The organism is Mycobacterium sp. 852002-30065_SCH5024008 (genome assembly GCF_001665645.1).
Lineage (GTDB): Bacteria > Actinomycetota > Actinomycetes > Mycobacteriales > Mycobacteriaceae > Mycobacterium > Mycobacterium paraffinicum.
In genome coordinates, this window is sequence record NZ_LZSZ01000175.1 from 32,232 (window position 1) to 51,907 (window position 19,676).

22 protein-coding genes are annotated in these 19,676 nt (G+C 68.2%); 13 read left to right on the top strand and 9 right to left on the bottom strand.

The window, feature by feature from the left end:
* Positions 1-60: 60 nt before the first annotated feature.
* Both fdxA and A5781_RS22600 read left to right on the top strand, forming a co-directional pair.
* Positions 61-387: a ferredoxin gene (gene fdxA / locus A5781_RS22595; protein ID WP_067212196.1), complete on the top strand. Its 327-nt coding sequence runs from the start codon at positions 61-63 to the stop codon at positions 385-387.
* Positions 388-408: 21 nt separating this feature from the next.
* The gene (locus tag A5781_RS22600) at positions 409-1,683 is read left to right on the top strand and encodes an alpha/beta hydrolase (protein WP_067212200.1); all 1,275 of its coding nucleotides are present in this window, start codon (positions 409-411) and stop codon (positions 1,681-1,683) included.
* A gap of 4 nt (positions 1,684-1,687) precedes the next feature.
* Here the strand turns inward: A5781_RS22600 and A5781_RS22605 are convergent, their stop codons facing one another.
* A complete protein-coding gene (locus tag A5781_RS22605; RefSeq protein WP_067212203.1) occupies positions 1,688-2,302 on the bottom strand; it encodes a TetR/AcrR family transcriptional regulator in 615 nt (204 codons plus the stop codon).
* A gap of 61 nt (positions 2,303-2,363) precedes the next feature.
* Between A5781_RS22605 and A5781_RS22610 the strand changes: the two genes are divergently transcribed.
* Positions 2,364-2,792 (top strand): DUF1707 domain-containing protein, encoded by a 429-nt coding sequence (locus tag A5781_RS22610; RefSeq protein ID WP_197504022.1) that lies wholly within the window; start codon positions 2,364-2,366, stop codon positions 2,790-2,792.
* A 10-nt stretch (positions 2,793-2,802) separates the two neighbouring features.
* The gene (locus tag A5781_RS22615) at positions 2,803-3,564 is read left to right on the top strand and encodes an SDR family oxidoreductase (RefSeq protein ID WP_067212206.1); all 762 of its coding nucleotides are present in this window, start codon (positions 2,803-2,805) and stop codon (positions 3,562-3,564) included.
* 21 nt (positions 3,565-3,585) lie between these two features.
* Here the strand turns inward: A5781_RS22615 and A5781_RS22620 are convergent, their stop codons facing one another.
* The 4 genes from A5781_RS22620 to A5781_RS22635 form a co-directional block, all read right to left on the bottom strand.
* Entirely contained in the window at positions 3,586-4,065 is a 480-nt protein-coding gene (locus A5781_RS22620) for a hypothetical protein (RefSeq protein WP_067212209.1), read from the bottom strand.
* A 54-nt stretch (positions 4,066-4,119) separates the two neighbouring features.
* Positions 4,120-4,554 (bottom strand): protease inhibitor I42 family protein, encoded by a 435-nt coding sequence (locus A5781_RS22625; RefSeq protein WP_067212301.1) that lies wholly within the window; start codon positions 4,552-4,554, stop codon positions 4,120-4,122.
* Positions 4,555-4,743: 189 nt separating this feature from the next.
* Positions 4,744-5,553: an SDR family oxidoreductase gene (locus tag A5781_RS22630; protein WP_067212211.1), complete on the bottom strand. Its 810-nt coding sequence runs from the start codon at positions 5,551-5,553 to the stop codon at positions 4,744-4,746.
* Between the two features lie 4 nt (positions 5,554-5,557).
* Complete coding sequence (locus tag A5781_RS22635) at positions 5,558-6,466, bottom strand: RNA polymerase sigma-70 factor (RefSeq protein ID WP_067212214.1); 909 nt, start codon at positions 6,464-6,466, stop codon at positions 5,558-5,560.
* 129 nt (positions 6,467-6,595) lie between these two features.
* On the opposite strand from A5781_RS22635, the gene A5781_RS22640 reads away from it, so the two are divergent.
* Complete coding sequence (locus A5781_RS22640; RefSeq protein ID WP_067212218.1) at positions 6,596-8,188, top strand: Na+/H+ antiporter; 1,593 nt, start codon at positions 6,596-6,598, stop codon at positions 8,186-8,188.
* 33 nt (positions 8,189-8,221) lie between these two features.
* Entirely contained in the window at positions 8,222-9,379 is a 1,158-nt protein-coding gene (locus A5781_RS22645; RefSeq protein WP_067212222.1) for an AAA family ATPase, read from the top strand.
* A 23-nt stretch (positions 9,380-9,402) separates the two neighbouring features.
* Here A5781_RS22645 and A5781_RS22650 read toward each other — a convergent pair whose 3' ends face one another.
* A complete protein-coding gene (locus A5781_RS22650) occupies positions 9,403-9,816 on the bottom strand; it encodes a VOC family protein (protein ID WP_067212225.1) in 414 nt (137 codons plus the stop codon).
* Positions 9,817-9,956: 140 nt separating this feature from the next.
* Between A5781_RS22650 and A5781_RS22655 the strand changes: the two genes are divergently transcribed.
* The 5 genes from A5781_RS22655 (at position 9,957) to A5781_RS22675 (ending at position 15,970) form a co-directional block, all read left to right on the top strand.
* The gene (locus tag A5781_RS22655; RefSeq protein WP_067212227.1) at positions 9,957-10,604 is read left to right on the top strand and encodes a TetR/AcrR family transcriptional regulator; all 648 of its coding nucleotides are present in this window, start codon (positions 9,957-9,959) and stop codon (positions 10,602-10,604) included.
* Positions 10,597-12,120 carry an FAD-dependent monooxygenase gene (locus A5781_RS22660; RefSeq protein ID WP_067212230.1) on the top strand — a complete coding sequence of 508 codons (1,524 nt, stop codon included), beginning with the start codon at positions 10,597-10,599 and terminating at the stop codon, positions 12,118-12,120. The genes A5781_RS22655 and A5781_RS22660 overlap by 8 nt, the downstream gene beginning before the upstream one ends.
* Before the next feature lie 133 nt (positions 12,121-12,253).
* Positions 12,254-13,936 (top strand): acetolactate synthase AlsS, encoded by a 1,683-nt coding sequence (gene alsS, locus A5781_RS22665; RefSeq protein WP_067212233.1) that lies wholly within the window; start codon positions 12,254-12,256, stop codon positions 13,934-13,936.
* Positions 13,937-13,941: 5 nt separating this feature from the next.
* Positions 13,942-14,733, top strand: a complete 792-nt coding sequence (gene budA / locus A5781_RS22670; protein WP_082939480.1) for an acetolactate decarboxylase — start codon at positions 13,942-13,944, stop codon at positions 14,731-14,733.
* A gap of 91 nt (positions 14,734-14,824) precedes the next feature.
* Positions 14,825-15,970 (top strand): glycosyltransferase, encoded by a 1,146-nt coding sequence (locus tag A5781_RS22675; RefSeq protein ID WP_067212236.1) that lies wholly within the window; start codon positions 14,825-14,827, stop codon positions 15,968-15,970.
* On the opposite strand, the gene A5781_RS22680 is transcribed toward A5781_RS22675, so the two are convergent.
* On the bottom strand, positions 15,967-16,398 hold the full coding sequence (locus A5781_RS22680; protein ID WP_067212239.1) for a hypothetical protein: 432 nt from the start codon (positions 16,396-16,398) through the stop codon (positions 15,967-15,969). The genes A5781_RS22675 and A5781_RS22680 overlap by 4 nt on opposite strands.
* A gap of 14 nt (positions 16,399-16,412) precedes the next feature.
* A complete protein-coding gene (locus A5781_RS22685; RefSeq protein ID WP_231990786.1) occupies positions 16,413-16,880 on the bottom strand; it encodes a hypothetical protein in 468 nt (155 codons plus the stop codon).
* A 114-nt stretch (positions 16,881-16,994) separates the two neighbouring features.
* Here A5781_RS22685 and A5781_RS22690 point away from each other — a divergent pair, with 114 nt between their 5' ends.
* Positions 16,995-17,849 carry a sulfurtransferase gene (locus tag A5781_RS22690; RefSeq protein ID WP_067212241.1) on the top strand — a complete coding sequence of 285 codons (855 nt, stop codon included), beginning with the start codon at positions 16,995-16,997 and terminating at the stop codon, positions 17,847-17,849.
* A 3-nt stretch (positions 17,850-17,852) separates the two neighbouring features.
* Here the strand turns inward: A5781_RS22690 and A5781_RS25305 are convergent, their stop codons facing one another.
* Positions 17,853-18,917, bottom strand: a complete 1,065-nt coding sequence (locus tag A5781_RS25305) for a hypothetical protein (RefSeq protein ID WP_231990792.1) — start codon at positions 18,915-18,917, stop codon at positions 17,853-17,855.
* Here A5781_RS25305 and A5781_RS22700 point away from each other — a divergent pair.
* Complete coding sequence (locus A5781_RS22700) at positions 18,874-19,671, top strand: alpha/beta hydrolase (RefSeq protein ID WP_067212245.1); 798 nt, start codon at positions 18,874-18,876, stop codon at positions 19,669-19,671. The genes A5781_RS25305 and A5781_RS22700 overlap by 44 nt on opposite strands.
* Positions 19,672-19,676: the final 5 nt, after the last annotated feature.

Consider the following 19,676-nt stretch of genomic DNA (forward strand, 5'->3'; position numbering starts at 1 on the left):
TGTGACTCCACAACGCCGGGACCTCTACTCGCGTCCGGTTGCGGCGAGAACCATGGGGTCATGGCCTACGTGATCGCCGAGCCCTGCGTCGACATCAAAGACAAGGCGTGCATCGAGGAATGTCCCGTCGACTGCATCTACGAGGGCGCGCGGATGCTCTACATCCACCCCGACGAGTGCGTCGACTGCGGCGCCTGTGAGCCGGTGTGCCCCGTCGAGTCCATCTACTACGAGGACGACCTGCCCGGCGAATACGGCGAGTACACCCAGATCAACGCCGACTTCTTCACTGAGCTGGGCTCGCCCGGCGGCGCGTCGAAGGTCGGGCTGACGGAGAACGATCCCGCCGCGGTCAAGAACCTCGAGAGCCGGGCAGAAGCCACGTAGGGCATTTCGTAAGGTGAGCGGATGCGGACAGCTCGAATACTCCACGTCATCCGGCAGATAGGGTCGCTGATCGTCACGGCGGTGACCGCGGTGTCCACGCTCAACGCCTACCGGCCGCTGGCGCGCAGCGGCTACCTATCGCTCTTCTCGTTTATGTTCGGGCTGGTCGTCACCGAGTTGCCGTTGCAGACCCTGGTCAGCCAGCTCGGCGGTCTGGCGTTGACTGCTCGCCGCCTGACTCGGCCGGTGCAAATCGCCGCGTGGGCGGTGGCAACCGTGTCGGCCATGGGCCTGCTGAACTTCAGCCGCGCCGGGCATAAGGCCAACGTGCCGCTGACCCAGGCGTTGGACGCGGGTCTGGGCGCGGCTCGCCGCACCGAGTCGGGGGACCTGTGGCGCCGGCCGGCCGGCGGCGGGACCGCCAAGACGCCGGGGCTGCTGCGGATGATGCGGATTTATCGCGACTACGCCCATGACTCGAACATCAGCTACGGCGAATTCGGCCGCGCCAACCACCTGGACATCTGGCGCCGTCCCGACCTCGACCCGATTGGAAAGGCGCCGGTGCTCTTCCAGATCCCGGGCGGCGCCTGGACGACGGGAAACAAACGCGGACAAGCCCATCCACTGATGAGCCACCTCGCGGAGTTGGGCTGGGTCTGCGTGGCGATCAACTACCGGCACAGCCCGCGCAACACCTGGCCGGACCACATCATCGACGTCAAGCGCGCCCTGGCCTGGGTCAAGGCGCACATCGCCGAGTACGGCGGCGACCCCGAATTCATCGCCATCACCGGCGGTTCGGCCGGCGGCCACCTGTCATCGCTGGCCGCTCTCACCCCCAATGACCCTCAGTTCCAGCCCGGCTTCGAAGACGCCGACACCCGGGTGCAGGCGGCCGTGCCGTTCTACGGCGTCTACGACTTCACCCGGTTCAACGACGCGATGCACCCGATGATGCCCGCCCTGCTCGTCAAATCGGTTGTCAAGCAACGCCCTTCGACGAACCTGCAGCCGTTCATCACCGCGTCACCGGTCAACCACGTTTCGGCCGAGGCTCCCCCGTTTTTCGTCTTGCACGGCCGCAACGACTCGCTGGTGCCCGTCGAGCAGGCGCGTGGATTCGTCGAGCGGCTGCGGCAGGCGAGCAACCAGCCCGTCGTGTACGCCGAATTGCCGTTCACTCAGCACGCTTTCGACATCTTCGGTTCGGCGCGCGCGGTGCACAGCGCGGTCGCCGTGGAACAGTTCCTGGCCGAGGTCTATGCGACGCGCCGCCAGGCCAACGTGGCCTAATGGCCTAACCGCCCAGCATTTGGGCCACCACGCCGGCGATGATGGCCTCCGGGTCCTGCTCGATGCCCACGCTGAGCAACTCGCCACCGATCGCGAGCGACGCGACGCCGTGCACCAACGACCACAGCGGCGCGGCGAGTTCACGCGGGTCTTGACCGCCGAAGATGCCCGCCTGTTGGCACGTCACGATCGCGTCGAGCAGGTCGCCGAACGCCTGCTCGCCGGCGACGGCCAGGTCGGGGTGGTCGGCCTTGGAGAGTTCGGCGCCGAACATCACCCGGTAGTGATCCGGGTGGGCGACGGCCCAGCGCACATATGCGCGGCCGAGTTCGACCACCCGGTCCTTCGGGTCGGGCGCGGCGTCGGCGGCCGCGGCCAGTTCGGCGTGTAGGTCGCGAAAGCCCTGTTCGGCCACGGTCGCGAGCAGCGCGGCCTTGTCGGCGAAGTGCCGGTACGGGGCGGCGGCGCTGACGCCGGCGCGCCGTGCCGCCTCGGTCAGCGTGAAGCCTTTCGGCCCCTTCTCGGCCACCAGCGACAAAGCGGCGCTGCTCAGGGCGCGTTTGAGGTCGCCGTGGTGATAGCTGTCCCGCCGCGCCGCAACTTTCCGCTCACGTGCCATGTTGACGACATTAACATTAGGGACTATGTTAAAGCCATTCACATCTTTGGAAGGGGATGAAATGGACCAGCAACTCATGACCTCCCGGGCCGGCGACCGTGACCGGGAGAGGGCGGTAGAACGCCTCGGCCAAGCATTCGCGCAGGGCTACCTGCAGCTGGATGAGTACGAGCAACGGGTGCAGGCGGTGTTCGGCATGCACACCGCCGAGGAGCTCACCCAGCTCCTCGCCGACCTGCCGCTCGAGCGGATCCGGCGCGCGGACCCGCGCCGCCGCGCCGCCCGCGTCGAGGCCGCCCGCAGCGGCGTTCGCATTCACCTCGCCGCCTACCTGGCGATGACCGTCATCGTGCTCACCGTGTGGGCGGCCGTCGCGGCGACCACCGGTGCCACCTACTTCTGGCCGATATGGCCCATCCTCGGCGCCGGGATCGGCCTCGTCAGCCACGCCCTGGGCATTCGCCCCGCCGTGAAAACTCTTGCGAGGTAAGGGGTCAGCCATGTCATGGGCAGTCATCACCGGCGCCAGCTCCGGGCTGGGCGCAATTTTCGCCGACCAGCTGGCGCAGCGGGGCATGTCGTTACTGCTCGCCGGACGTGACGAAGCACGGCTGAGTGCGGTGGCCCAGCGGGTCGACCAGCAAGTCGAACTGGCAGTCGGCGACCTTGGCACACAGGCCGGCGTCGATGCCCTCGTCGCCCGCCTGGACGGGCGACAGGTCGACGTCCTGGTCAACAACGCCGGCTTCGGCACCTACGGCCCGTTCGCCGAGCTCGACGCCGAGCGTGAGCGCGAGCTGGTCGCAGTCAACGTCGACGCGCTGGTGCGGCTGAGCCACGCGGTGCTTCCCGGCATGCTGGCCCGCGGCCGGGGCGGCATCCTGAATGTCGCGTCCACCATCGCGTTTCAGCCCGGGCCGTATCAGGCCACCTATGGCGCGTCCAAGGCGTTCGTGTTGTCGCTGAGCCAAGCGATGTGGGCGGAGACTCGCGGGTCGGGGGTCACCGTCACGGCGTTGTGCCCCGGACCCACCCGGACTGGGTTCGTCGATGCGCTGGGATCGGACGTCTCGCACACCGCGATCTATCGCCGACTCGCGGCGCCCGAGCCCGTCGTGGCCGCCGGGCTGCGCGCCCTGGACCGGGGCCGCGCCGTCGTCGTGCCCGGGTGGCGCTATCGGCTGATGACGACGAGCACACGATTGATGCCCGGGTGGGTCTCGTCGCTCGTCAGCGCACGGATGCTGCGGCCGGCCGCGTGACGGAAACCGTTGTCCCGCAGCCTAGGTCTTGGGGCGCACCCCGGCCGCGCGATACACGAAAACCGGCTGGACCGGATAACGCAGCGTCGTCGTGGGCAGCGTCTCCAGCACCTCGTCCGGGATGGTCTTCTTGTAGTTGAGCCTCATCGACCCGCTGAAGGCGGGATCGACACCGTGCAGGTCGATTTCCAGCTTCAGCCCTTTGCCGGTGATGGTGGCCCGGGCCGGCCCCTCGCCGCTGTCCCATGCGCAATCGATCGATCGCAGGTTGGCGTCCCCGCGCGCGGGAAGTGTGGCGACGATCCGGGCGGACGTGAACGCGAACGCGCCCGTGTAGCGGGATACACCGGAAGCCGAATAGACCCCCGGCACATGGCCGCTGAAGTGCCGGCTCACCCCAACTTTGCCGGCGCTGAAGATGACGCCCTCGGCTTCGAGCTCGTCGCGCAGCGCCGCGGGCAGTTTGCCGATTTCGGACAAGTTACGGAGAAAGCCGAACACGCACCAGACCGTAGCGCGAGGTCCGGCCGGTGCGCACTCGTTTGCCGGAGAGGTTTACTGCACCGTGACGTCGGCCGTATAGGTGCAGGAGGGTTTGGAATCCTTGTCGACGAAGCTGGTGTAGGACGTGCCGATGGTGGTGGTCCCCGGCTTCAGCGCGGTGAACTTCCACACCTCGGTGCCGGGCGCCCCCAACGCGTCGGAACTCGGGGGCACGAACTCGTGACTGATTTGCTTCAGGATCCCCGGATCGCCGACCTTCATCTCCGGCGCCCACCGGTACGGCGTGGTGTAATTCGAGCCCAACTTCACGATCAGCGTGTTGCCGACGGCCAAGGTCATGCTCTGCTTGATGACGTCCTGGGTGAGCACGTTGTTCATGGGCACCTGGAGCGTCTTGGTCGACGGCGGGTTCCTGGATGCGAAGTGGCAGCCCACCACCGTTGACGAAACGAGCACGGCGACTGCTATCAGCAGCCTCATCCTCACAAGATTCATCGCCTCCATTATGGCGGGAAGCCTGATGCCGAGATCGGTCTGTATGGCTGGAAGCTTGATGCCCAGGTCCGAGTGCCAAGCGGAGGTGGGCCGGCCGACTCGCGACGAGTCCGACCACTGCCTCCACGAACGTCAGAAACCACAGCCCGGCCCGAAGGGCGGGACTGGTCAACCGGGCAGTCATCGCGGCGCCTTGCGCGGACGGTGCGGCAGGTAAGCGCGGATCGCGTCCTGGTAGGGCAGTTGGCCCGCGTCGACCTGCTCCTGGAGGTACTGCTCGAAGGTGATCGCGCCCGCGGCGTGCTCCGGGGTTAGTAGGGCGCCGCCGCGCAGTCCGCGAAACACCTTGCCGGGCAACCGGATCGGGACGATGCGTCGACGTTTACCCACGATCGCCAGGTAGCTGCAGGCAAGGTCTTCGAGTGCGCGCGCCTGCGGGCCGCCGAAATCCGGCGCACGTCCGATCGGCTCGCCGAGCGCCAACCGGGCCAACCGCTCGCCCACGTCGCGCACGTCGACCGGTTGGAACTTCAGGCCCGACGGCAGGACCATGACCGGCGGTTTCGCGAGCATGCGCAATATGACGGCGATCAGATCGTGAAACTGGGTCGCCCGCTGCACCGTCCACGGCAGGCCCGACTCAGCGATCGTGCGTTCGTTGGCGAGCATCATGCGGTACAGGGCGAATGGGACGCGGTCGATTCCGACGATGGAGACGTAAACCAGATGCGGTGAGCCCGCCCGTTTGGCTGCAGCGACCAGATGCTCGCAGGGATAGACGCAGTGCACGATCGTGTCGACGCCGTCGACGGCCGCATCGAGCCCGTCGCCGGTTTGCACGTCGCCCACGACATGCTCGACGTCGGTGCGCTGGTGCCGCCGTCGTCCGCGGCTCAGAACGCGGACGTCCTTGCCGGCGGCCGTCAGCTGGTCGACGACGACGCGACCCACGGTGCCGGTGCCGCCTGTGATCAGTATTCGATTGGTCATACCCTTATGAACCGGGCAGACCCGCCGGATGTGACAACTGCTCGGCGAGGAACCGCAATTTGTCGGGATTTCCCATCGCCCGCAGGGCTGCGATTTGGTCGCCGACGATCTCGAAAGACAGCACGCCGGTCAGCGTTTCGCCGTCGAATGCCAGGATCGCCGGCTCGCCGTTGACCTCGGCGACATCGAGGCGCAGCCCCAGCCGCGGGATGTTCCTGCCGAACGCGCGGGCCACATAGGAGGCCACGCGGTCGCGGCCCGAGATCGGGCGTCGGGCGGCCGCCACCTTGCCGCCCCCGTCGGCCGTCGAGGTCACGTTGTCGGTCAAGATCTCGACGAGCCCGGCGACGTCGCCGGCGCGGGCGGCGCTGAAGAAGCGGTCGACCAGGCGTCGCCACTGCGTCCGATCTGGTTGGAAACGCGGCCGCGGTTCACCAAGGCGCTGCCGCGCTCGCCGGTACAGCTGGCGGGCATTGGCCTCCGACGTCTGCAGGATCTCGGCAATCTCGGAATGGTTGTAGGCGAATGCTTCTCGGAGAACGAACGCCGCGCGCTCCGTCGGGCTGAGGCGCTCCATCAGGCTCAGCAGCGCGATCGAAATCGACTCTCGTTGTTCGGCGGTATCCAAGGGACCGAGTGTGCGGTCGTCGGTGAGGACCGGCTCCGGGAGCCACGGCCCCGGATAGACCTCTCGACGGGCGCGCGCCGAAGTGAGCCGGTTGAGACACAGGTTCGTGACGGCCGTGGTGAGCCACGCCGGCAGCGACTCGATCGCCTCCGCATCCGCGGTGTGCAGTCGCAGGTAAGCATCCTGGACCGCATCTTCGGCCTCGCTCGCCGAACCCAGCAGCCGATACGCCAACCAGAACAGGCGCGGCCGTTGAGACTCGAACGCCTCCGCGACGTCGCTCACGCCGCCAACACTGCCACGTTTCGGGCGCGCGTTTGCCCGCCCCGCACTCGGGGCTGAAGTGAATTGTTACGAGGCTCTGCGCCCAAACCCCGATCGGCGCAAAGCCCGCATGTCCGGCAGGATGGGCAGGTGTTTGGCCTCGTCCTGATCGTTGCGCTCGTCTCCACCGTTATCGTCGGGACGGTCCTCGGCCGGCGCTACCGCGTTGGCCCCCCGGTGCTGCTCATCGTGCTCGGCACGCTGCTGGGCCTGATCCCCAGCTTGGCTCACGTGCACGTCAACGGGGAGATCGTGCTGCTGCTGTTCCTGCCGGCGATCCTCTACTGGGAGGGTCTGAACACCAGCTTCCGGGAGATCCGAGCGAACGCGCGCATCATCGTGTTCCTCAGCGTCGCCCTGGTGATCGCGACGGCGGTGGCCGTGTCGTGGACGGCACGGGCGCTGGGCATGGACTCCCACGCGGCGGCCGTGTTGGGCGCCGTGTTGTCCCCCACCGACGCCGCCGCCGTGGCCGGCTTGGCCAAGAAGTTGCCACGCCGATCGGTCACCGTGCTCAAGGCCGAGAGTCTCATCAACGACGGCACGGCCCTGGTCCTGTTTGCCGTCACGGTCCACGTCGCGATCGGCGGAGCGCAGATCACCCCGATCGACCTGGTTGGTCGTTTCGTCGGCTCCTACCTCGGCGGCATCGCCGCCGGACTTCTGGTCGGCGGAGCGGTCACGCTGCTGCGCAAGAGGCTTGACGCGCCCCAGGAGGAAGGGGCGCTCAGCCTGCTGACGCCGTTTGCGGCGTTCTTGCTGGCGCAGAGCATGGATTGCAGCGGGGTGGTTGCGGTCATGGTCGCGGCGTTGATGCTCGCCTACGCCGGGCCGGTGGTGATCCGCGCGCGATCCCGGCTGCAGGCCTACGCGTTCTGGGACAGCGCGACCTTCTTGCTCAACGGCTCGTTGTGGGTGTTCGTCGGCGTCCAGATACCGGGGGCGCTGCGCGGCATAGCCGGCGTGGACGGCGGGATACGCCACGCCTTGTTCATTGCGCTCGCGGTCACCGCCGTGGTGATCCTGTCGCGCATCTTCTGGGGCGAGATCACCGTGTGGCTGATCCGGCTGATCGACCGCCGAGAAGCGCAGCGGGAACGCCGGGTCGACTGGCGTCAGCGTTTCGTCACCGCCTGGGCGGGATTCCGCGGGGCCGTGTCGCTTGCCGCGGCGCTGGCCGTCCCGATGACCACGCTCAGCGGCGCGCCATTCCCCGACCGCAGCCTGCTCATCTTCATCGTGGTCGTCGTCATCCTCGTGACGGTCCTCGTCCAGGGCACCACGCTGCCCGCAGTGGTGCGCTGGGCGAAGATGCCCGAAGACGCGGCCCACGCCGAGGAATTGCAGCTGGCTCGCACGCGTGGCGCTCGAGCCGCCCTCGACGCGTTGCCGACGGTCGCCGACGAGGTCGGCATCAGCGACGACCTCCGCCGGCGGCTGCAGAAGGAATACGAAGAGAAGGCCGCGCTGGCCCTCGCCACCGAGAACGACTCGACGAACAGCCATCTCGTCAAGAAGAAGGATCTCGTCCGTCGGGTGCGGCTGGGCATGCTCGAGAGCAAGCGCCGCGAGATCACCGCGCTGCGTAACGAGAACCTCATCGACGACATCGTGCTGCGCGAGCTGCAGAACGAGATGGACCTCGAGGAAGTGCAGCTGCTCGACGCCGCCGACAACGAGTAGGGCCCGTCGGTCGTCGACCGTACAGTCTGCTCCATGTTGCAGACGGTGGCGATCCGCGGCTATCGCTCGCTGCGTGAGGTGATAATGCCGCTGAGTCGTCTGTCGGTGGTCACCGGCGCCAACGGCGCCGGCAAGTCCTCGCTGTACCGCGCGTTGCGGTTGCTGGCCGATTGCGGCCGCGGCGAGGTGATCGCCTCGCTCGCCCGCGAGGGCGGGCTGCAGTCCGCGCTGTGGGCCGGACCCGAGGAGCTCAAGGGCGCCCGCCGGACCGGCAAGGTCGAGGGCACCGTGCGCACCCGGCCGGTATCCCTCGAATTGGGCTTCGCCTCAGACGATTTCGGCTATCTGGTCGACCTCGGAATGCCGCAGATGGCCGGGTCCAAGTCGGCCTTCGGCCGCGATCCGGAGATCAAGCGGGAAGCGTTGTTCGCCGGGCCGGTGCTGCGCGCCAGCGCGACGCTCGTGCGCAGAACGCGCGATTTCGCCGAGGTGAGCGCGGATTCGGGACGCGGCTTCGACGAGTTGTCCCGTTCGTTGCCCACGTACCGCAGCGTGCTGGCCGAGTACGCCCACCCACACGCGCTGCCCGAGCTTGCGGCCGTGCGCGAGCGACTGCGCGGCTGGCGGTTCTACGACGGCTTCCGCGTCGACGCCGGGGCGCCGGCCCGGCATCCGCAGGTGGGAACGCGCACCCCGGTGCTCTCCGATGACGGCAGCGATTTGGCCGCCGCGATCCAGACGATCATCGAGGCGGGTTTCGACGACCTGAGCCGCGCCGTCGGCGACGCCTTCGACGGCGCCACCGTGTCGGTCGCCGTTCATGACGGGCTGTTCGACCTGCAGCTGCGGCAGCGGGGCATGCTACGGCCCCTCCGCTGCGCCGAATTGTCCGACGGCACACTGCGATTCCTGCTGTGGGCCGCCGCCTTGTTGAGCCCGCAGGCGCCGTCGCTGATGGTGCTCAACGAACCGGAGACCTCGCTGCACCCCGACCTGGTGCGTCCGCTCGCGGGCCTGATCCGCACCGCCGCCGCGAGGACGCAGGTCCTGGTGGTCACCCACTCTCGTGCGCTGCTCGAAGCCACCGGCGACGACACCGTCGAGATCGAGCTCTACAAGGAGTGGGGCGAGACACGTATCGCCGGGCAGAACCTGTTGACGACGCCGCCGTGGGACTGGGGCAAGCGCTAGTTGTTCAAGGGGCGCGCTCTTTTTCACGAATGCATCGCGGGCGCGTAAGAGATGCCGATGATCGTGCCCTCGATGGACTGCAGTCGAGCGACGGTTTGGCCCCACGGCTCGGTATGCGCTTCGTGCAGCAGCGTGAAGCCCTTCTGCGTCAACTCGTTTGCTGCGACCTGGACGGTGTCGGCGTCCGCGACCTCGAACTCGACGCTGGCCTGCGGCACCGGCCGCTCAAGTGGCCAGTCAGGCACGCCAAAGCAGGCTTGCGCAGCCTGAGTCAGCGGCCAGACGCCGAAGGACTTGCAGCCGTCGATGCCTTCACCGTGGAGATAGCCGTCGGCTTCCGCGGTTAGGGGCAGACCAAGCGCGTCCACGTACAAGCTTCGGCTGACCGCCGGCTCGGGGGTGATTACTGCAACGCTCGTGATGAATTGCACATCCATGGCTTCACCTTCCAACGCGAATTCGGCTGACCCACCGATCGTGACATCCGGTACCCACACTCCAGGCTAGTCACATTCCTCAGATATTGCCCGGTAGGCAATCTTGCCCACCGGGCAAGTTTGGTTGTACCTTGGTCCGCATGACCGAACAGCCGCGCGGATTGCGGGAGCGCAAGAAGGCCGACACGCGCCGCGCCCTCAGCGACGCCGCGCTCAACCTCGCCTTCGAACGCGGGCTGGACAACGTGACGCGTGAGGACATCGCCAACCTGGCCGGAGTTTCGTTGCGCACCTTCAACAACTACTTCGGCGGCAAGTACGAGGCACTCGCCTACCGGCAGACCGAGCGCATGCGCCGCAGCGTGGCCGCGCTGCGGCAACGCCCGGCCGACGAGCCGCTGTGGACGTCGATCACGCATGTCGTGCTCGAAGCCTTGGAGGCCGACTTCGGCGACGTATACGGAGAGGAAAACCTGGTGCCGAGCCGCCAGGAGCTCGTCGAGGTGCGCAAAATGCTGATGAACCCCCAGGTGCGTAATGCGTTGCCGCAGGACCTATTCGATGAGTGGCTCGCGGTGATCGCTGAACGCACCGGCACCGATCCCGAGCAGGACCTGTACCCGCGGCTGCTGGTGGCGATCGTGCGTGCCGTCGGCGACGCCGCGGCCGAGGCCTACGTGCGAGCCGACCCGCCGGTCCCGATCACCGACCTGATTCGCGAGGGCTTCGTCGCCGTGAGCGCCGGCCTGCCCGAACCCACCAAGCGCACGGAGAAAACCCATGAGTGACGAACACGCCGACATCGTCATCTCCGGCGCCGGCCCCAATGGGCTCCTGCTGGCGTGCGAGCTCGCGCTGGCCGGCATCCGGCCCGTCGTGCTGGACGCCCTGCCCGGGCCCAGCTCCGAGCCGAAGGCGAACGGCCTTGTGGGGCAGGTGGTTCGGACACTCGACATGCGGGGCCTGTATCGGGAGTTCACCGGCGACCCCAACGCACCACAGCCGGTCTACGGCTGGATCTTCGCAGCCATGACTTTGGACTTCTCCGGCCTGTCCGACAACCCCATGTACGCGCTGCCCATTCAACAGCCCCGAGTGGTGCGGCTACTGGAGAAGCGGGCCCGCGACCTTGGCGTGGATCTGCGCTGGGGACACGAACTGACGGATTTGGATCAGGAGCCGGAAGCCGTTGGGGTGCAGGTGTCTTCGCCCGAGCGTGATTACCGCATCGACGCCGACTACCTGGTGGGTGCCGATGGCGGACGCAGCCTGGTGCGCAAGACGGTGGGCATCGACTTCCCCGGCACCACCCTGGACATCGTGGGCCGGCTCGCCCACGTGCACGTCCCGGACGAGTACCGCCGCGCCGACGGCGGCCTCGACATTCCCGGGTTCGGCCGGGTCGCCTTCGGTCACACGCGGTTGGACCGGGGCGGACTGATCTACGCCGAGTTCGAACCCGGCCGATCGCTGTTCGGGACCTTCGAATTCGGGCCGCCGGTCGAGGACAAACCGATGAGCGTGGCCGAACTGCTCGCAAGCGCCCGCCGCGTCCTGGGCGTCGATGTCCCGTTCGAGGAGCCGAAAGGCCCTGGGCCGCACGCCCTTCGCCGGATCAACGGCCAGAATACCCGCCACGCCGAGCACTATCGTGACGGCCGGGTCCTGTTGCTCGGCGACGCCGCCCACGTGCACAGCGCCATGGGCGGGCCCGGCCTGAACCTGGGCCTGCAAGACGCCATGAACCTGGGCTGGAAGCTGGCCGCCCACCTCAACGGCTGGGCGCCGGACGGGCTGCTCGACACCTACGAGTCCGAGCGACATCTCGTCGGCGAGCGCGTCATGATGCATTCGCAGGCGCAGACCGCGCTCATGTTGCCGGGTCCCGAAGTCGCCGCGCTGCGCACGCTGCTGGGCGAACTTTTCAGCCTCCGCGACGTCGCCAAGCACATGGCCGCGCTGCTGGCCGGCACCGACGTGCGGTACGACGTGGGTGACGAGCACCCGTTGTCGGGTTGGCCCGTACCCGAGTTGACCCTCGCGGACGGCCGACGGGTCGCCGAGCTGCTGCACGACGCGCGCCCGGTGCTGCTCGACTTCGACGGCGGCGCCGGGGCCGCGGCGTCGGCCTGGGCCGATCGGGTCGACATCGTCACGGCGACGCTCGATGACCCGCCCGCCGCGGCATTGCTGATCCGGCCCGACGGATACGTCGCCTGGGCGGCCGGCGAATTCGGGCCCGCCGACCAAGCCGGCCTGCACGCGGCGCTGCGGCGCTGGTTTGGGCCCGAGTCGAACGGTTAGGGCGCGGGTCGCCATCGAGTGTGCACCTGTGGCGACCTCGCTCGGCGTGTCGCCGCCCTAGACGCACACTCAAAACCCTCAACGCACACTCGGTCGTATCGCGTCTCGCCGCGACCCGTGCTTGGCTGGGTACATGGCCCCCACGACCCCCGGTGAGCCCGTGCGCAGCGCGCAGAAGGTCGTCGACGTCTTGTCCGCTCAGGGCGTGCAGTACGTCTTCGGCGTGCCCGGCGCGAAGATCGACGCCGTCTACGACGCCCTGCTCGACTCCGGCCCGCAGCTGGTGGTGTGCCGCCACGAACAAAACGCCGCCTTCATGGCCGGGGCGATCGGTCGCCTCACCGGCATCCCCGGCGTGGTGCTTGTGACGTCCGGCCCCGGCACCACCAACCTGGCCACCGGCCTGCTGACCGCCAACACCGAACAAGATCCGGTGGTCGCGTTGTGCGGTGCGGTGCGCCGCCAGGATCGGCTCAAGCGCACGCATCAGTCCATGGACGCCGCCGCCATGCTCCGGACGGTCACCAAGTTCACCGGCGAGGTCAACGACCCGGACAACGCCGCCGAGGCCACCATCGGCGCGTTTCGCGCCGCACAAAGCGAACCGCGCGGGGCGGCCGCAGTGGTGCTGCCCGCCGATGTGTTGGGCGCCCCCACCACGGCGAGCATCCCGGGCCGACAGCCGATTCCGCCGTTGGCGGCCGCCCCCGCCGCGGCCATCGCGACGGCGAGCGAGCTGATCCGCGCCGCCCGGCGGCCGGCCTTGTTGGTCGGGATGCGCGGCGCCGACCCGGACAGCTGCCTGGCGCTGCGCGCCCTGGTCGCCACGACCGGGTTGCCCGTCGTCGAGACCTTTCAGGCCGCGGGGGTGATCTCCCGCGCGTTGGAGGACAACTTCCTCGGCCGGGTCGGACTGTTCCGCAACCAGCCCGGCGACGTCGTCCTCGGGCACGCCGACGTCTTGGTCGCCATCGGGTACGACTCGGTCGAATACGACCCCGTGCTGTGGAACAACGATGCCGCACGCACCGTCGTGCACATCGACTCGGTTCCCGCCGACATCGACAACCACTACCAGCCGACCGTGGAACTGCTGGGCAACATCGCGGCGACGCTCACCGCGCTGACCGACCAGCTGGCCGGCCTGACCCTGACGGACGACTATCAGGACGAGATCGCCACGCAGCGAAAAGCGTTGAGTGACATCGACATCGCTGCCGGTAGCGCCACGCCCGCGGGCCCGGGCCTCAACCCCGTCGCCGTCTTGCTGCGGCTGCGTGAAGAGCTCGACGACACCGCCACCGTCACCTGCGATATCGGCTCGGTCTACATCTACCTGGCCCGGCATTTCCGCGTCTATGAACCGCGACGGCTGCTGTTCTCCAACGGCCAACAGACCCTGGGCGTGGCGCTGCCGTGGGCGATGGCCGCCTGCCTGGTGCGGCCGGGAACGCCCGTGGTGTCCGTCTCCGGCGACGGCGGATTCCTGTTCTCCGCCCAGGAACTCGCGACCGCGACCCACCTCGGGTTGACGTTCACCCACATCGTCTTCCGGGACAACAGCTACGACATGGTCGGCTTCCAGGAAGCCCTCAAGTACGACCGCAAATCGGGTGTCGAACTGAGCGGCTACGACCTGGTCTCCTACGCGGCGGCCTTCGGCGCCCGCGGCTACCGGGTCAATACGTTGGACGAGTTCACCACCACCCTGCGCCAGGCGTTGGCCGAGGACGGGCCGTCGTTGATCGACGTTCCCGTGGACTACAGCCGGAACACCGACCTGGCCGCACAGCTGCACGACGACCCCTTCGAGTAAGGACCATGGACACACATACCGGCGCCTATGAACGCTTCCGGCATTGGGCAACAACGCTTCTCGCCCATCAGCGTGCGGATAACGCCGAGGTGTATCAGTTCTCGACGATCGGCGCACTGCTCGAGGGCGTGTACGACGGCGACGTCACCGTCGCCGAGATCCTGCGCCACGGCGACTTCGGCCTGGGCACCTTCAACCACCTCGACGGCGAGATGGTCGTTCTCGACGGCGTCTGTTACCGGTTGCGCGCCGACGGCACCGCCAGCCGGGCCTCGCCGACCGATCGCAGCCCCTTCGCGGCGGTCACCCGGTTCCACAGCGACTTTGAGATCGCGATCCAAGCCCGCACCGGCCGCGCGGATGTGACGGCCGCGGTCGACCGAGAAATCAAGAGCGCCAACCTGATTTACGCCATCCGCATCACCGGGCACTTCGCCGAGCTGCACACCCGCACCGTGATGGCGCAGAAGCCGCCCTACCCGCCGCTGACCCAGGCCACCGAGGAGCAGGCCGAGACCGTCTTCACCGACGTGTCGGGCACGGTGGTCGGATTCCGCACCCCCGACTTCGAGCAGGGCATCTCGGTCGCCGGTTATCACCTGCACTTCCTCGACAGCGACCGCACCGGCGGGGGTCACATCCTCGATTTCACCCTCGAACGCGGAGAGGTCGCGGTCAGCGGGGCTTCGCAATTGCATCTGAGCCTCCCGACCTCCGGCGATTTCCTCGGCGCGCAGCTGTCCGGCGCCGACGTCGCCGAGCGGATCAACAAAGCCGAGGGCCCCAACGCCGACTGAACGCAGCCGGTTCAGCGGAATTCATGGACTGTTCAGGCCAGCGCCAAGTCCACATTGTTGAATGCACACGCGAACCGCGTGTCCTCACGTTATGCGCGTTGTACAGGTCGCCAATTTCTATGGCCCTCGCTCCGGCGGCCTTCGCACCGCGGTGGACCGGCTGGGCGCCGAATATTGCGCCGGCGGCCATGACGTGTTCCTGATCGTTCCCGGGCAGCGTGCCGAGCGCAGCCGGCTGCACACCGGTGTGGTGCGAATCACCCTGCCCGCCCGGCTGATTCCCCTCACCGGCGGCTACCGCGCCGTGCTGCCCGGGCCGGTCAAGGCGCTGTTGGAGGCGTTGCGGCCCGACGCCCTGGAGGTCTCCGACCGGCTGACCCTGCGATCCCTGGGACGGTGGGGGCGCGACCATGGCGCCACGACGGTCATGATTTCCCACGAGCGCCTGGATCGGCTTGTGGGACAGATCCTTCCGCGCCGCGCCGCGGTGAAATTCGCCGATCTGGCCAACGCGCGCACAGCGGCCGATTACGACACGGTGGTGTGCACCACCGGTTTCGCGCGGGAGGAATTCGACCGCATCGGCGCGATGAACACCGTGACCGTCCCGCTGGGCGTGGATCTGCAGACCTTCCACCCGCGCCGGCACTCGTATCTGGTACGGCGGCGCTGGGCCACCCCGACCCAGCTGCTGGTGGTCCATTGCGGCCGGCTGTCGGTGGAAAAGCGGGTCGACCGCAGCATCGACGCGATCGGCGAGTTGCGCCACGCCGGGGTCGATGCCCGGCTCGTCGTCGTGGGCGAGGGGCCGTTGCGGGCCAGGCTGGAGCGGCAGGCCGCCCGCCTACCGGTGGACTTCACCGGCTTCGTCTCCGATCGGCACACGGTGGCCGGGCTGCTGGCCTCCGCCGACGTGACCCTGGCACCCGGGCCGCACGAGACTTTCGGGCTCGCGGCCCTGGAGTCGCTGGCCTGCGGGACACCGGCCGTGGTCTCGCGCACCTCGGCGTTGACCGAGATCATCACCGCGGACAGCGGTGCTTCGGCCGACAACCACCCGGCCGCCATCGCGCGGGCGGTCAGCGCCGTCACCAGCCGTCCCGAGCACCACCGCCGCGTCTCCGCGCGGCGCCGTGCCGAGGACTTCACCTGGCACCGGGCAGCAACGGGCATGCTGGCCACGTTGGGGGCACCCACACTGGATGAGGACCCCGGCGACGCCGAGCACACGGCTTAGTCACCCCCGGAACGCTCCGGCTTCCAGCCGACGTACGTCAGGTACAGCCCGGCGGAGGCGAGGCAGGCGAATAACACCCAGATCGCCACGGACATGCCTGAGGTGTAGATCGCATCACCGGCAGCATCGTAGGCCCGGGGCACGGTCAACAACAGCACCCCGCGTATCACGAAAAACCAGCCCACACCCGACACAATGACGGCCGCCAGGCTGCGCCAATACTGGTGAAACGCGATGATGAAAATCCCGCTCATCAACAGGATCGCGCCATAAAGCCAGGGCCACATGGGATTTGCCTTGAACTCCGTGAACAGCTCCCGCATGTACGAGCCGCGCACGGCGACCGTGATCGGCACGATCGTGAGGTAGGGGCCCAGCACGCGGGCGAACATGCGAGTACGGGTCTGCGATTGCTCGGATGCGCTCATTAGCGCTGAACTCCTTAAAAGTCGGAGGCTGCCCACGATCCGGGCGGATACGGCGGAACCACGCCGGCGAAGGCGCCATCGGTGAGCCTGCACAGGGTGTCGGAAATCGTTCCGGCATTGGCCAATACCTTCGCGTCGCTGCCCGGCGCGACGCGCGCAACCACCGCCTGCCAGAAATAACCGACGCCGCCGTGTTCGTACCAGACGAACCAGTCGGCGTCGCGATTGCCGGCGCGAATCAGCCGGCGGAACGGCAACGTCGGATCGCTGACCGAGTCGGTCGCGTTGAACGGCGCCCCGATGTCGGCGATGGGCGGCAGCAGCTTGGTCAGCTCCGGCGGCAGTTGGGACACGTGCTGCACTTCCCGCACGGGTGTCGTCAACGCGCACTGGGTGTTTGGCATCGCTTCCGCGGGGACCGCCGCCACCAGAGCCAACGCGGCCGCAAGACAACCGCTGAGTGCATAGCTGATGCGCGCCACGATCTGCTCCATCCGCTCTACCGCTCACCAGGACGCTACGCCACCCCTTGGGAGAACGGCGCCGCTTTTCGCGCGGCCACTAGGCTCGGTGCAGACGATCAGGGAGGCGAATCGGTGGGAACCCGAGACCAGGTGTTGATCACCGTCGCAGAGCTGGCTGGCCTCCTCGAGGCCGGCGATCCGGTAACCATCCTCGACGTGCGATGGCGCCTCGACGAGCCCGACGGGCGGCCGGCCTACCTGGACGGCCACCTACCGGGCGCGGTGTACGCATCCCTCGAAGACGAGCTCAGCGATCACACGATCGCCGGACGCGGCCGCCACCCGCTGCCGTCGGGAGGCGATCTGCAGGTCGCCGCCCGCCGGTGGGGAATCCGGGACGGCGTGCCGGTCGTGGTCTACGACGACTGGAATCGTGCCGGCTCGGCGCGCGCCTGGTGGGTGTTGACGGCCGCCGGCCTGCCCGACGTCCGCATCCTCGACGGCGGCCTGGCCGCCTGGCGAGCGGCGGGACGGAGCCTCGAAACGGGGCGGGTGACACCGCAGCCCGGGAATGTGACTGTGCCGCACGATGATCTGTACGCCGGAAGCCGGCCCGCCCTGACCGCCGAGCAAGCCGGCGACGGCGCCGTGACGCTGCTCGACGCGCGGGCGCCCGAACGCTTCCGCGGCGAAATCGAACCGCTCGACCCCGCCGCCGGCCACATCCCCGGCGCCACGAACCTGCCCAGTACCGCCGTCCTGGCGGCCGACGGCACGTTCGTCGGCGGCGACGCGCTCAGTCAAATTCTCGCCGAACACGGCGTCGATCACGGCGGCCCGTTGGGCGCCTACTGCGGCTCGGGCGTGACTGCCAGCGTCACGGTAGCCGCGCTCGCCGCGCTGGGCCGGGAGGCGGCGCTGTTTCCCGGGTCGTGGTCCGAATGGTGTTCGGACCCCGCCCGTGCCGTCGCCCGCGGTCCCGAGTAACGGTCACCACCCGTCCCAGCTCTGCAGGAAGGCGGCGGTCACCCGGGCGGCGTTATTCGCCGCGATCCGCTTGTAGCAGAAGAACTGGAACGGAAAGCCCGGCAGGTGGAGCGGATCGCCCGGCCCGTCCGTAATGGCCCGGATGCCCAGGAACGGGACACCGTGCGCATCGGCGACGGCCTGCGCCGCCGCGGTCTCCATGTCCGTCGCATCGTAGGCCGGGTCCGACGTCGAGACGATGTTCAGGTTGCTGATGAGCGCGCTCCTGAGCCAGCGGCCCGCCGCCTGCCGGAAATTGCCCGTGTACCGCAGCGACCGATCGGGCGCGCGGCGGGGCTGGCAGCCGAAAACATCGCCGCCGTTCGGGATACAGGGAAACGCCACGCCGTTGTTGTTGTCCCAACTGCAACCGTCGCCACCGACGACGATTCGCGGCCGGCGTCGCAGATCGATCCTGCCGGCGACGCTTTCCAGTGCGACGGAGAGCTTCTCGGCCGTGGCCAGCATGGCGGGATCGACCGGGTGAAACGTCGTGCCGTTGTCCAGTGTCCAGCGCGCCGGTACGGCCACGTCCGCGATGCAAATGCGCGCCGCCCCGCCGGCGACCCCCGAAAACACAACCGCCTCAATCTCGTTGGACGATCCGCGCGCGAAGCGAGCCAACGCGGCCTCGGTGGTGTCGACGGCGTTCACCAGACCGATGCCGGTCATCGAAACGATCACCTTCTTGTCGGCGATCGCGCCGAGATAGAAGTGCCGCCGGTCGGCCACGACCACCGGGTCGTGGTCAAGAGTGGTGTGGGACAGCACCGCGTCGGCTTCGGCCGGAAAGGCGGACAACACCAGCGTGCGCCGCTCACCGCGATCCGCACCAGCACGCATCGACCCAGTAAACGCCACCACAGCCGCGGGCGGGACCGACTTCGGTCGCGGCTTTGCTGATTCCGGCCCTTCGCGGGCGGGCCAGCGGTTAGTCTCAGCGGCGTTGCAGGCAACCCTGGGCGCGCCACAGAGGAGCACGTTCATGCTCGAAGTGATCGACAGAACGCCGCGCCGCGAATCCCACAAGCCGCCGGTGCTATTCATCCACGGTGCGTGGCACGGCGCCTGGTGCTGGGACGAGCATTTCCTGGACTTCTTCGCGGACAAGGGCCACCGAGCGTTGGCGCTGAGCCTTCGCGGTCACGGAAAGAGCCCGGCTCTCAAGTCGATGCGGTTGTGTTCGATCGCGGACTTCGTTGCCGACATCGCCACGGTCGCGGACCGGTTGCCGCAACGACCGGTGATAGTCGGCCACTCCATGGGCGGCTTCGTCGTCCAGAAGTACTTGGAGTCGCACGACGCTGCGGCCGCCGTGCTGCTGGCGTCGGTACCCCCGAACGGAATCCGCGGATTCTTGGCGCGCAGGCTCAAGCGACACCCGTGGTACACCGCCAGCGGCCTGGCCAGGACCAGGTCGTTGTGCGGTGTCGGCGCCACACCGGAATTGGCCCGCGAGACCTTCTTCTCGCAGTCGAACTCCGAAGCCGACGTGGCGCGCTATGCCGCCGAACTCTGCGAGGAGTACGCCCTTAAGATCGCGATTGACATGTTGTGGCACGACCTGCCCAGACCGGCGCTCGTCAGCACACCGCTGTTGGTGTTGGGGGCTGAAGACGACGTGTGCTTCACGGCACGGGAAGTCCGGGCGACCGCGGCCGCCTACGACACCGAAGCGGAAATCTTCCCTAAGATGAGCCACGACATGATGCTCGACCCTGGGTGGCGCGCCGTCGCCGAGAGAATCCACGCCTGGCTCGAAACATGCGTGCCCGCAAGTTGACTGCG

Excerpts from the sequence above, each read along its gene's own strand:
- fdxA (WP_067212196.1), top strand. The coding sequence starts at position 61 with ATGGCCTACGTGATCGCCGAGCCCTGCGTCGACATCAAAGACAAGGCG.
- A5781_RS22675 (WP_067212236.1), top strand. The coding sequence starts at position 14,825 with ATGCGCGTTGTACAGGTCGCCAATTTCTATGGCCCTCGCTCCGGCGGC.
- alsS (WP_067212233.1), top strand. The coding sequence starts at position 12,254 with ATGGCCCCCACGACCCCCGGTGAGCCCGTGCGCAGCGCGCAGAAGGTC.
- A5781_RS22600 (WP_067212200.1), top strand. The coding sequence starts at position 409 with ATGCGGACAGCTCGAATACTCCACGTCATCCGGCAGATAGGGTCGCTG.
- A5781_RS22650 (WP_067212225.1), bottom strand. The coding sequence starts at position 9,816 with ATGGATGTGCAATTCATCACGAGCGTTGCAGTAATCACCCCCGAGCCG.
- A5781_RS22630 (WP_067212211.1), bottom strand. The coding sequence starts at position 5,553 with ATGACCAATCGAATACTGATCACAGGCGGCACCGGCACCGTGGGTCGC.
- A5781_RS22660 (WP_067212230.1), top strand. The coding sequence starts at position 10,597 with ATGAGTGACGAACACGCCGACATCGTCATCTCCGGCGCCGGCCCCAAT.
- budA (WP_082939480.1), top strand. The coding sequence starts at position 13,942 with ATGGACACACATACCGGCGCCTATGAACGCTTCCGGCATTGGGCAACA.
- A5781_RS22655 (WP_067212227.1), top strand. The coding sequence starts at position 9,957 with ATGACCGAACAGCCGCGCGGATTGCGGGAGCGCAAGAAGGCCGACACG.
- A5781_RS22700 (WP_067212245.1), top strand. The coding sequence starts at position 18,874 with ATGCTCGAAGTGATCGACAGAACGCCGCGCCGCGAATCCCACAAGCCG.
- A5781_RS22605 (WP_067212203.1), bottom strand. The coding sequence starts at position 2,302 with ATGGCACGTGAGCGGAAAGTTGCGGCGCGGCGGGACAGCTATCACCAC.
- A5781_RS22680 (WP_067212239.1), bottom strand. The coding sequence starts at position 16,398 with ATGAGCGCATCCGAGCAATCGCAGACCCGTACTCGCATGTTCGCCCGC.
- A5781_RS22610 (WP_197504022.1), top strand. The coding sequence starts at position 2,364 with ATGGACCAGCAACTCATGACCTCCCGGGCCGGCGACCGTGACCGGGAG.
- A5781_RS22615 (WP_067212206.1), top strand. The coding sequence starts at position 2,803 with ATGTCATGGGCAGTCATCACCGGCGCCAGCTCCGGGCTGGGCGCAATT.
- A5781_RS22645 (WP_067212222.1), top strand. The coding sequence starts at position 8,222 with ATGTTGCAGACGGTGGCGATCCGCGGCTATCGCTCGCTGCGTGAGGTG.